Source organism: Bradyrhizobium sp. Gha (assembly GCF_900113735.1).
GTDB lineage: Bacteria > Pseudomonadota > Alphaproteobacteria > Rhizobiales > Xanthobacteraceae > Bradyrhizobium.
On the sequence record NZ_FOQM01000001.1, the window covers coordinates 204,246 to 216,239 of the forward strand.

Sequence of the window (11,994 nt, forward strand, 5' to 3'; positions counted from 1 at the left end):
CTTGACCTCGGAGGTAATCGATTTGGACGCGTCCTCTCCGTTAGCGAAACCCCGAGGAGCGGAGAGAAGGATATGATCGACGCACACACGATTGCCCGCCATTATATTGAACTATGGAATGAACGAACGCCGAGCCGCCACCGTGCGTGCTGAGCGAAGACTTGATGGCGGACGCGGAATACATTGATCCGTAATGAGCGGGGATCCGTTGCACGATCCCGCCGCCAGAAAGCTGCCGACGAAATAGTGGTCTGGAAGGGCCGTCCGGGTTGGACCCGACCTCGCAGAGCCAGGACTGGCAAGTTCGTCGTGGCCGCACCGACTCGATTGCAGATGCTAAATCTGGGGAGGTGCGATGTGTCGGCTGTCGCAAACCCGCTTGCGCGGAAGCAGGCGCTCATGGAGCGACTGGAGAACGAACGGTACCTGACCGAACGAGCGCGAGGAAATCGAGCGCGTGCTCGCGCAGATTGAGACGGCGCTGAACCTGCTCGAGTCGGGAAATGCCGCCCCGGGCGCAGCGCGCTGAAGCTGCCGCTATCGCCAAGGCGGACCGCGTTCTGGAGATCGGTGCGGGTTCCGGTTGTCTGGCGGCACTCGCCGCCAACTTCGGGCAGGAGGTTTACGCGATCGAGCTCATGAAGCATTGGTGCAGCGCGCCCGATCGCGCCTTCGGCATCTCGGCTGCCGCAACGTGGATCTGCGCCCGGGCGACGGGGCTACTGGATGGCCGGATGGCGGCGAGTTCGACGTGTTCCTGATGTCGGCCGCTAGCGCGCAGACGCCCGCGACTCTCAAAACTCAACTAGCTCCGTCGGGACGACTTCTCATCCCGCTAGGCGATCCCGACGGTGTGCAGTGGCTGACGAAGCTGACACGCGGGCCGCAGGCGCATTTCATCGAGGAGCAGATTGAGGAAGTGCGTTTCGTTCCTCTTGTCGCGAGCCAGTAGCCGCGGAAGCCATGACGGCAGCCTCGACCTCGCGAAATCATCCGAACTCAAGATGCGTTGGCCCGAGCCCGTTCGCGAGCCTCCCGGCGCCGCTCGCGACGTTCGCGCCGACGTTTCGCTCGGTCGGCCGGCTGCCTCAACGCTGGCACCGGCGCCGCGGGGATCTCGGTCGAAGGCGCCTCCCTCGCACACGCGCAGAGCAAAGCTCCGAGCAGAATGATCGCTGCACAACGTTGCACGCGGACGACGGAGACACATGTCGCCCTCCCGCCGCGCCCCGCTACGCCGCGCTACGCTATAGCCGCAGGACAGACGCTGGGGCGCGACAATGCTTGCTCGGCGAGCTCCGCACCAGCGGCAGTACTACATTTGGTACGACATGATCGATCGAGGTGCGGCTTAAGTGCTGCTGCTGCTTCGCTTTTCGAGATGTCCCGGTCCAATCCATCATGGGGGCTACGGAAAAACGAGAGCCTTGCGATTTCAACACTTTATCCTGTGTTCTGAATGGGATGAACCCGGAACATGTGCATTCCAAACTAGTCGAAATTGCACACATTTGTACCTGTTTTGACCTCTCAGTGCACACGTAGCGAACACGAATTGGGGAGTGCACACGGCCGTGCCGGCTCTACTCAATTGCCTTTCCGGGAACAGGCGCGTCCAGGTCCGCCGCAAGAACCGCTACGTGTTAGAGAAGTTCACGACTCTCCACTACGCGGTTCTGAAAAGCGCGCTGCAACAATTGGGCGCCAAAGCTCTTGATGTCGCATCGGATCGTCCCCGAAGGACCAACGAAAGCAGGTGGGACATAACGGCGACTCACCGCGCACTATGTCGGCTCACGTGCTGTCCACTGGACCATCGGTCTGATCACGCGACTCCGCTTGCACAGGCATCGTGAAGGTGAATCTGGTCTCTTCAGGGGTTGACGTAGCAACGAGTTCGCCGCCATGTGCCTTAGCGATCTGGGACGCGATGTAGAGGCCAAGCCCCAATCCCTGCCTGCTGGCGCGGGCCTTCCCGCGGAAGAACGGCTCGAACAGCTTGTCCATGGCCTCGGGGGGAATCCGTTCTCCCGCGTTGCTGACCGACAGTTCCAAGGCTTCGTCGCGCGTCTCCGCACGGACCATGACGGGCTTGCTGGCCGAGCCGTGCGTCAAGGCGTTCCCAAGCAGGTTCGACAGCATCTGCCCGATGCGCGAGCTGTCGCAATCGACAGGCCGGTCGACGTGGAGATCGACCACGATCTCCCGACCCGGCGAGGCCAGCCGCAACTCGACCACGACCTGGGTGAGGACGGCCTCCAACGGCTTGCCTGCCTTGTGCTCGACGGCGATTCCGCCGCCGAGGCGGCCGCGCGCGAGATCGAGGACGTCGTCGATTAGGCCGGCCATTCGCATGACCGTGGTCTGCATCATTGCGACAATCTGGCGCTCCTTCTCGCTCTGCACCGTGCGGTCAAGAATTCGAGCGCCAGCGCTGAGCGCGGCAAGAGGGTTGCGCAGATCGTGACCAAGCACGGCGATGAACTGCTCGCGCAACTCGGCCATCTGATGCTCTCGCTGCAGCTTCTCCTCGGTCGCCTCGGCGGCGGCCCTGGCCATCTCGCGTGATCTCAACAGCTCCTGTTCGTACCGGCGACGATCGATGGACTTGACGAACGCGATCCGGATCGAAGTCGGCCTTCCCTCTGAGTCCCGCGTTTCCTTGCCGTTGGCGATCGTATGCAGCGGCTCGCCGTCGCCCTCGAGGAGGTCAAGGGCAACTTCGGAGAAGAAGCCGTGCATGCGAAGCAGAGGAGCAAGATGGGTCTCGTAGTAGATGCGCCCGGGCACCGTCAGAAGTTCGAGCAGCGGCCTTCCAAGCATCTGGCCAGCCGTGCATCCGCTCCATTCCAGGAGCGCTCTGTTCACGTATCCGACGCGAGCGTTGGGTAGCAGAGACACCTAGCCGAACGGCCCGTTCTCTACCATGTCCTCGAAGTCCGGGCGCGAGTTGATGTCCACGCGGCTCACACGAAAGTCCGCATGGCGGCGACGACTTCGTCCGGTGCGCTGAGATTCGGGCAGTGCCCGGTGGCTTTGAGAACGATCATGCGGCTCTTTGGAATGTTGCGATTCACAAACTAGCCGACCGCCTCGGAGGCGATGATGTCTTCGCTGCACTGGAGGATGAGAGTCGGGACGGTCACCCCGGCGAGATCCTTGCGGTTGTCGGAGGTGAAGGTCACACGGGCGAACGCCTTTGCGATGTCCGGATCTGTGCGACAAAAGCTGTTCGTGAGCTCTTCCGCGAGTTCTGGCCGGTCCGGATTCCCCATGATCAGGGGGGCCATCTGCGCGGACCAGCCCATGTGATTGGCCTCAAGAAACTCAAGGAGCTCTTCGATCTGCTTCGCGCTGAAGCCGCCGACGTAACCCTCGTCGTCAATGTAGCGGGCAGATGCGCCGACTAGGATGAGCTTACCGAACATCCCGGGCCCCTTCTGCAAGGCGAGGACACCGACCATGGCGCTTACCGAATGGCCGACGAACACGGCATCGTGCAGCTCCAGCCCTCGCCCGATCTCGACGACGTCATCGGCACAAGCGCTTAGATTGGAATATTTGCGCTTGTTGTAGGCGCTGAGGTCGGACCCGCCCGCCCCCACGTGATCGAACAGCACGGTGTTGAAATCGGGTTCGAAGGCCGGGGCGACGAACCGCCACATATTCTGGTCGCACCCGTAGCCATGCGCGAACATCATGGACTGTTCACCGGCTCCGCGGACCTTCACGTTGTTGCGTTCGAGCACTCCCGGCATGAAAAGTCCCTTCTGTGGAGCTTGGCTGGACACACCCTATGCCGTCGCGGCTCGCAGTGCTGTCTACTTTGGGAGGGTGGCGGATGTGGGACGGCACGGACCCCGCCGCCCGGGTCCGGCGCCCAGGAACGTGTATCATCTTCGCAGCCGAAGTTGCTCGAGAAATCGCTTGACGCTCTGTCCGATTGCACCCGTGCAGGAGAGCCCCGCTTGATGCTCTCTGCCTGCCCCGCGTGGATTCTCCGGCCCATTCTTGGAACAAAACTCAATCCGCTTGGTTGGGTAAGGTTTTGTTGGCCGGGTTAAAAACAGGCGTTTGGAAGCCGTCTTCTCGAAAGGTGGCCGGGAGGGGTAAAGATGTCCAGTGGGGCCGACCGGCCGGTTTCCGCCTTGCGCATGGAGGTAGGACCCGGACCGGTGGTGCTTTCGGCGATCCTTGCCGGCTCGCCCGACGCGATCTGGTGCTGGCGCACCGACGGCGTCATCACTCAGTGGAATCCCGCGGCAGAACGCCTGTTGGGCTTCGAGGCTTCGGAGATCGCCGGTCGTTCCCTGCTGGATCTGGTCACGCACGCGGAGCGTTCAGCCGCCGAGAACATGATCGCTCGCGTGAGCGCCGGCGAATCCTTTGGCCCCTTCGAAACTGTCAGGGTGGCCAAAGATGGTAGGGGCCTCGCCGTGGAGATTACGGTCGTCCCGCTGCGCGATGAGAACGGATCGATCGTGGGCGGAGCATCGTTTTGCCGAGACATCAGCGAGCGTAAGAGCGCTGCGGAATCGCTTTCGCGGACTGTTCGCGAGCTTGGAACGCTATTCCACCTGACCGAGCGCCTACAGGCTGCGAAATCCGCCCATGAGGTCTACGAGGCGGCGCTCAAGGCGATCACCGATGCGCTCGACTGCGAGCGTGCATCGATCCTGCTCTTCGATTCGGCTTCCGTCATGCGCTTCGTCGCATGGAAGGGGATCAGCGAGGAGTACCGCAAAGCCGTAGACGGTCACTCGCCGTGGACACTAGAGACGACTGATGCTGCCCCGATCTTCGTGGCTGATATTCGGGATACGAACGAACCTGATGCCCTCAAGAAGGTAATCGAGGGCGAAGGGATTCGTGGTCTCGCCTTCATTCCGCTTGTCCGCAACGGACGCGTCATGGGCAAGTTCATGACGTACTATAGGTGCCCGCATCAATTTAGCGAGGGGGAGACACGTCTAGCCAGCACAATTGCACGCCAGTTGAGCCTGTCACTGGACAGAATAATGACGGAAGAGCAATTGAGGGAATCCGAACTGCGCTTTCGTCTCATGTCGGAGCACGCTCCTGTCATGATCTGGATAAGCGACTCCGCCGGCAAATGCCTTCACCTGAATCGGCTGCTCCGAAGCTTCTGGGGGATAGAGGAAGCAGCCATTCCCGACTTCGATTGGTCGGCGACCATTCATCCCGACGACGCTCAGGCCGTCGGCGAACAGGTTGGGGCCGCAATGGAGAAACGCGTCCCCGTAGAACTGAAAGGGCGATACCGCAGCGCCTCAGGAGCATACCGGGTGCTGGAAACCGTCGCGCATCCTCGCTTCGGAGCTTCCGGTGAATTCCTCGGGATGATTGGCGTCAACGTCGATGTAACCGAGAGAGAGGAATTGGAAGCCGAACGTCGCCGTGCCGAAGACGAATTGCGAGCGATGAATGTCGCCCTGAGAGAAAACGAAGAACGCTTGCGACTCGCTACTGCCAACGCGGACGTCGGCTTCTGGGACGTGGATGAGATCAGCGAGGTCCTGCACTGGCCACCCTTGGTCAAGGCGATGTTCGGTATCTCGCCAGACAGCCCCGTTTCGATGCTGGAGTTCTATTCGGGCCTCCACCCCGAAGACCGGGAGTTCGTCAGCGAAGCTTATGCAGCGGCGCGAGATCCCGATAAGCGTGCTCTCTACGATGTTGAGTATCGAACCATCGGCAAAGAAGACGGTCGCGTTCGCTGGGTCGCTGCGAAGGGACGCGGCGTGTTTGATGACCATGGCCGCTGTATGCGAGTGACCGGCACCGCGATCGACATCACTGCGCGCAAGGCTGACGAAGCAAAGCTCAAAGAGCTGAACGAGACATTGGAGCGCCGCATCTCCGAGGTCCTGGCCGAAAGGAAGGTTTTGGCCGACATTGTCGAAGGGACGGATGCGTTCGTCCAGGTCGTAGACCTGGAATTCCGTTGGCTCGCCATCAACAAGGCCGCGGCTAATGAATTCGAGAAGATATTCGGAGTTCGTCCACAGGCCGGGCAATGCATGCTCGACCTGTTGACGCATCTACCTATCGAGCGAGAAGCCGTCCGCGCGGTTTGGGCCCGCGCGCTATCCGGAGAGGAATTCACCGAAATCGCGGCGTTTGGAGATCGCGAACGTCGCCACTATGAGATGAAGTACAATACCTTGCGGAACAGCAAAGGAGAGCGGATCGGCGCCTATCAGTTCGTCTATGACGTGACGGAGCGTATTCGGGAGCAGGAGCGGCTCGCAAGGGCGGAGGAGCAGCTCCGTCAAGGGCAGAAAATGGAGGCGATGGGTCAGCTTACCGGCGGAGTCGCCCACGACTTCAACAACCTGTTGACGCCAATCGTCGGAGCCCTCGATGCCTTGCAGCGAAGAGGCGTAGGAGGGGAGCGCGAGCAGCGATTGATCGCCGGAGCGATGCAATCAGCAGATAGGGCCAAGACTCTCGTCCAGCGGCTGCTCGCATTCGCCCGGCGGCAACCTCTCCAAGCCAGAGCAACGCGGGTCGGGGACCTGATTCACGGAATGGGCGAGCTGATCTCCAGCACGTCCGGCCCGCAGGTCAAAGTCTCTGTGGAGATCCAGCAGGACCTGCCGGCCGCAAAGGTCGATGAAAATCAGCTGGAGATGGCGCTCCTCAATCTCGCGGTGAATGCGCGTGACGCGATGCCCGATGGCGGCACGTTGCGTATTACCGCAGACGCCCAACAGATCGATGCGGGACATCGGACCAACTTGAGGCCTGGACGCTATGTCAGGCTATCCGTTGCGGACAGCGGAGTCGGCATGGACGAATCTGTGAAGGCCCGGGCGATCGAGCCATTCTTCTCAACCAAGGGCATCGGAAAAGGCACGGGTCTCGGTCTATCCATGGCTCACGGGCTGGCATCGCAGTTGGGCGGCGCGCTGACCATTCAAAGCCGGCCTGGGGTGGGTACGAATATAGAAATGTGGCTTCCATCGACCGATGAGCCTGTCGCGTCGGAGAACCAGCAGCCGGCGTCGGTGCCCAGCGGCGGGGCGCTTGGGACCGCCCTTCTCGTCGATGACGAGCCTCTCGTTCGTGCAGCAGCCGCTGACATGCTAACGGACCTTGGATACGCGGTTCTCGAAGCTACCTCGGCGGAAGAAGCAATCCGGCTGATCGGCGGCGGCGTCAAACCTCAGCTCCTTGTTACCGATCATTTGATGACGGGAATGAACGGCACTGATTTGGCCCGGCTCGTACGCGCACAAGTGCCTGGAACGCAGGTGCTCTTGGTGTCCGGCTACGCGGAAAGCGAGGGCGTCGCGCCTGATCTTCCGCGGATGGTCAAGCCATTCAGCATTGGCGACCTCGCTGCGAAACTCGCCAGCCTATCGAGTGGCGGATAACTGGGACCAGCGCGGGCTTGCCACCCGCAATCAGCACGCTGTCGGCATAGGTCACCCAGTGTAGGCGGCTCGACGGCCGGAACGACGACGACGGCATTGCAACGTGAACGTTCACGTCTCGCCCTTTGTCACACCACGTCGAACTTGACGCCCTGCGCGAGCGGCAACGTCCGGCCGTAATTGATGGTGTTGGTAGCGCGGCGCATATAGGCCTTCCAAGCATCGGAGCCGGACTCGCGGCCGCCGCCGGTTTCCTTTTCGCCGCCGAATGCGCCGCCGATCTCCGCGCCGGACGGGCCGATATTCACATTCGCGATCCCGCAATCGGAGCCGCGAGCCGACAGGAAGGTTTCCGCCTCGCGCAGATCATTGGTGAAGATCGACGACGACAGTCCCTGCGGAACGGCGTTGTGCAACTCGAGTACGGCATCGAAGTCGCTGTATCTGATCACGTAGAGGATCGGCGCGAAAGTCTCGTGCTCGACCGGTCCGGTCTGAGACGCAATCTCGACCAGCGCCGGGCGGACGTAATGGGCGTCGGCCGCGCCATCGATCGCCACCCGTTCGCCGCCGTGGATTTTGCCGCCGACCGCCCTGACCGCTTCGAGCGCGTCTTGCATGGCGCGATACGCCGCACCATCGATCAGCGGACCGACCAGCGTGCCATTGTCGAGCGGATTGCCGACGGTCACCGACGCGTAGGCGCGCGTCAGCCGCGGCACGAAGCTGTCATACACGCTCTCATGGACGAACAGGCGACGCAGCGTCGTGCAGCGCTGGCCGGCGGTGCCCATCGCCGCAAAGGCCACGCCGCGTAGCGTCAGGTCGAGATCGGCAGTCGGCGCGACGATCGCCGCGTTGTTGCCGCCAAGCTCGAGAATCGCGCGCGCGAACCGCTTGGCGAGCCGCGGGCCCACCGCGCGGCCCATCGCCGTCGAGCCGGTGGCCGACACCAGAGGCACCTTCGCATGATCGACCAGCATTTCGCCGATGTCGCGGCCACCGAGCAGCACCGTGGCGAGCCCTTCCGGCGCGCTGCCCCCGTCCTTCCTGAAGCGCGCCAGCGCGCGGTCGAACAGGGCCTGGGTTGCGAGCGCGGTCAGCGGGGTCTTCTCCGACGGTTTCCAGACGACGCTGTTGCCGCACACGAGCGCCAGCGCCGCATTCCAGGCCCACACGGCCACCGGGAAATTGAACGCGGAAATGATGCCCGTGACGCCGAGCGGATGCCAGCTTTCCATCATGCGATGCTCGCCGCGCTCGGTCGCGATCGTCAGGCCGTAGAGCTGGCGCGACAGTCCGACGGCGAAATCGCAGATGTCGATCATCTCCTGGACCTCGCCGAGGCCCTCGGAAATGATCTTGCCGACCTCGATCGACACCAGCCGGCCGAGCGCCTCCTTGCCGGCACGCAGCTCCTCGCCGAGCAGCCGCACCAGCTCGCCGCGCTTGGGTGCCGGCACCAGCCGCCATGCGCGAAACGCCGCTTCGGCGCGTTCGATCTCGGCTTTGGCGGCCTCGACGCTGGTTTCCCTCACCTCGGCGACGATCTTGCCGGTGATCGGCGAGCGAACCACCAGCGAGCCTTTCGTGTAGCTCTCCCTGAGCACGCCGAGTGTCGAAAGAAGCCTGTCTGCCTCCATGGCGAGATCAACGGTAAGGGCCTGGGTGCGCGCGGCGGGTGTGACGGACATGGCAGTGTTTCCGAAGCTCGGCGTGAATCTGAACGGTCGCAATCACGCGGATCGTGCGCGCGCGACAGCTCTTTGATCGAACTGAAGGGGTGGTTTCGTCAATCCCTATTCCTCCTCACGCGGTTGCCTGGCGCTGCAATTCGGAGAGGCCGAGTTCACCGAGGCGCCCGATCGAGCGAGGCTCTCTCGGCTTCCGCATAGGGTTCAGTTTCGTCGTGAACGGGTGCACCAAGCGCCGCCTCTAATGCGGCGGCCACGGCGTAGTTCCTCTGGGCGTCGCCGCCAAGGTTCGACTGAAAGATGCCGGCCGCACTGACCGGGAGGAAGTCCTCGTACACGATCGGAGACATGAAATTGCCGTTCGTTGGCCCAGTCAACCTGCGGGAGGCCCTTTTGACCCGTTGCTGACCTAAATGAACATATCCTAGGGCGGGTCAGTCCAGCTTGATCCAGACCCCCTTCGTGTTCAGGTACTCGTCGAGCTGTTCAGTGCCGCCCTCACGGCCGTATCCACTCATCTTGTAGCCGCCGAAGGGCAAAGCAGGATCGATGGCGTGGTAGGTGTTCACCCAGACCGAGCCCGCGCGCAGGCTGCGCGAGACGATGTGGGCCTTGCTCACGTCGCGCGTAAAGACACCCGCCGCCAGCCCGTATGGCGTCGCATTGGCTCGCTCCACGGCTTCATCGAGCGTGTCGAACGGCAATGCGGAGATGACCGGACCAAATATTTCGTCACGGGCGATCTGCATGGTGTCGGAGACGCCGGCGAACACGGTCGGCTCGACGAAGTTGCCCTTGGCGAGACTTCCTTCCTTCAACCGCCGGCCGCCGGCCACGACCTTCGCGCCCTCGTCGCGTCCGCTCTTCAGGAAGCTTTCAACCTTGTCGAGTTGCCGCTCGGAAACAAGGGGGCCAATCTCCGTCGTGGGATCAGCGCCATCACCGATCTTCAGGGCCGAGGCGAATTTCCCCAGCCGCTCGACCAGCTCGTCGTGGATCTTCCGCTCGACGAACAGCCGGGAGCCCGCGATGCAGATCTGACCTGAATTGGCAAAGGCGGCCATCGCGGCGATCGGAACCGCCTTGTCGAGGTCGGCATCTGCGCAGACGATCACCGGCGACTTTCCGCCAAGCTCCAGCGACACCCGCTTGAGGTTGCCGGCAGAGGCGCGGATGATGGCCTGCCCGGTTGCAGTGGACCCGGTAAAGACGATCTTGTCGACGCCGGGGTGTTCGGCCAAAGGCGCACCAGCCTCGGGACCAGTGCCGGTGACGACGTTGACGACACCGGGCGGCACGCCTGCCTCGTTCATCAGATCTGCGATCAGGAGCGGCGTCAGCGGCGCCTCTTCGGAAGGCTTGAGCACGATCGTGCAGCCGGTCGCCAGCGCCGGTCCGATCTTCCAGACCGATGCAGCCGTGGGCGCGTTCCAGGGAATGATCGCCCCGACCACGCCGACAGGCTCCTTCCGCGTGAACGAGACGATGTCGCCGGGAAGCGAATTGTCGATCGTCTGCCCGTGAATCGCGGTCGCCATGCCGGCGTAATATCTGAGCATGCCGAGCACGCGAAGCTTGTTCGCCCGCGTCCTCGCGATTGGCATGCCCATGTCCGCTGTGTCGGACTGGCTGATCTCCTCCCAATGCTTCTCGAAGAGATCGGCGATGCGCAGGAGCAACGCCTGCCGCTCGAACGGCTTGAAGCGGCTCCACGGTCCCACGAAGGCCCGACGCGCGGCGGTGACGGCGATGTCGATGTCGCCGGCATCGCCACGCGGGACACGCCCGATCACTTCGCCGGTCGCAGGATTGCGCGTCTCGAAGACTTTTCCCGAGCGGGCTTCGACCCAGGCGCCATCGACGAACATCTTGCGCGTTCGGCCGTCTACGGGGAATCGGATATCGGTCTTCGTCATTCGCTCGGTCTTTCCTGTCTCAACACGCATTTCCTGGCCCAGGCTGCCGGTTTCGCCTTGCGAAGCAGTCGTGCCAGGTCCGAAATATAGGCTTGGCCATGGCCGCTCTCGACCACAGCCGCGATGGCGGTGCCGACACCGCCTGCGATCGCTTTGGATGTTCCGGAGTTGCTTTTAGCGCATTATCGATAAAGAACGGAACCGCGCCGCAATTTCCACGCTTTTTCTGATCCCCTGTTTGGTTTTTCTGAACTACCGGTTGCTTCAACCGCGCCTGAAGACACACATCGCTCGTTGCGAAAACTGACACCGTCCAGGATTACTGCGGTGACCGCGGATGCATTTGGCTAGACCTGCACCGAGGTCAGCTTCTTCAGGCAGCGCAGCGCGAACGATGAGCGGCTGTGGCGAATGCCTGGAATGCGGTAGAGCTTCTCGCGCAGAAAGCGTTCGTAGCCGGCGGTGCTTTCGACCGCGACCTTCACGACGTAATCATAGTCGCCGGTGGTGAGATAGGCCTCGATCACCTCCGGCAAGCTCGTCAGCAATTGGCCGAAACGCTCGAGCATCTCCTCGTCGTGACGATCGAGCGTCAACTCTATGATGACGGTCTCGGGCAGGCCGAGCTTGTCCTGGTTGAGCAGCGCCACGTAGGCGTCGATATAGCCCTGCGTTTCCAGACGCTTCAGCCTATTCCAGCACGGTGTGGTGGAAAGCCCGACCCTTTCGGCGAGTTGCGCCGTCGTCAGCCGTGCATCCTGCTGCAAGGCGCGCAGGATCTTGCGATCGATCTCGTCGAGCCGAAGCGCATCCTTGCGCGATGCCTTGACCGGCCTTGTGGCACGTCTGGCTGGCGCCATACCGAGAATCTTTTTCCGGGTCTTCTAGCGTTGTGCAGAAATTTCATCCTGACAAACTACGGTACACCCAGATTAAAGGAACGACAATCCTGACATTTAGCAGTACGATTTACTAACAAACTGA

The 11,994-nt window shown here is 62.2% G+C and carries 7 protein-coding genes and 2 pseudogenes; 3 read left to right on the forward strand and 6 right to left on the reverse strand.

Annotated elements, in window-relative coordinates:
- The first annotated feature begins 503 nt into the window (after positions 1–503).
- Positions 504–761, forward strand: a complete 258-nt coding sequence (locus BM222_RS40805; protein WP_177242921.1) for a class I SAM-dependent methyltransferase — start codon at positions 504–506, stop codon at positions 759–761.
- Positions 695–952, forward strand: coding sequence for a protein-L-isoaspartate O-methyltransferase family protein (locus BM222_RS43200; RefSeq protein WP_502690860.1), 258 nt, complete (start codon positions 695–697; stop codon positions 950–952). Before BM222_RS40805 ends, BM222_RS43200 begins: the two co-directional genes overlap by 67 nt.
- Positions 953–1,794: 842 nt before the next feature.
- Here BM222_RS43200 and BM222_RS01080 read toward each other — a convergent pair.
- Both BM222_RS01080 and BM222_RS01085 read right to left on the reverse strand, forming a co-directional pair.
- Entirely contained in the window at positions 1,795–2,901 is a 1,107-nt protein-coding gene (locus BM222_RS01080) for a PAS domain-containing sensor histidine kinase (protein WP_244546979.1), read from the reverse strand.
- A 65-nt stretch (positions 2,902–2,966) separates the two neighbouring features.
- Positions 2,967–3,758: pseudogene (locus tag BM222_RS01085) on the reverse strand (alpha/beta fold hydrolase).
- A 357-nt stretch (positions 3,759–4,115) separates the two neighbouring features.
- Here BM222_RS01085 and BM222_RS01090 point away from each other — a divergent pair.
- Positions 4,116–7,400: a PAS domain S-box protein gene (locus BM222_RS01090; RefSeq protein ID WP_092226403.1), complete on the forward strand. Its 3,285-nt coding sequence runs from the start codon at positions 4,116–4,118 to the stop codon at positions 7,398–7,400.
- A gap of 128 nt (positions 7,401–7,528) precedes the next feature.
- On the opposite strand, the gene amaB is transcribed toward BM222_RS01090, so the two are convergent.
- From amaB to BM222_RS01110, 4 genes and pseudogenes are all read right to left on the reverse strand, one after another.
- The gene (gene amaB, locus BM222_RS01095) at positions 7,529–9,094 is read right to left on the reverse strand and encodes an L-piperidine-6-carboxylate dehydrogenase (protein ID WP_092226405.1); all 1,566 of its coding nucleotides are present in this window, start codon (positions 9,092–9,094) and stop codon (positions 7,529–7,531) included.
- 115 nt (positions 9,095–9,209) lie between these two features.
- Positions 9,210–9,441 (reverse strand): annotated as a pseudogene (locus BM222_RS01100) (2-oxoadipate dioxygenase/decarboxylase family protein); the annotation flags it as partial.
- A gap of 87 nt (positions 9,442–9,528) precedes the next feature.
- The gene (locus tag BM222_RS01105; protein WP_092226407.1) at positions 9,529–11,010 is read right to left on the reverse strand and encodes an aldehyde dehydrogenase family protein; all 1,482 of its coding nucleotides are present in this window, start codon (positions 11,008–11,010) and stop codon (positions 9,529–9,531) included.
- A gap of 347 nt (positions 11,011–11,357) precedes the next feature.
- Complete coding sequence (locus BM222_RS01110) at positions 11,358–11,870, reverse strand: Lrp/AsnC family transcriptional regulator (RefSeq protein WP_092226409.1); 513 nt, start codon at positions 11,868–11,870, stop codon at positions 11,358–11,360.
- Positions 11,871–11,994 lie beyond the last annotated feature (124 nt).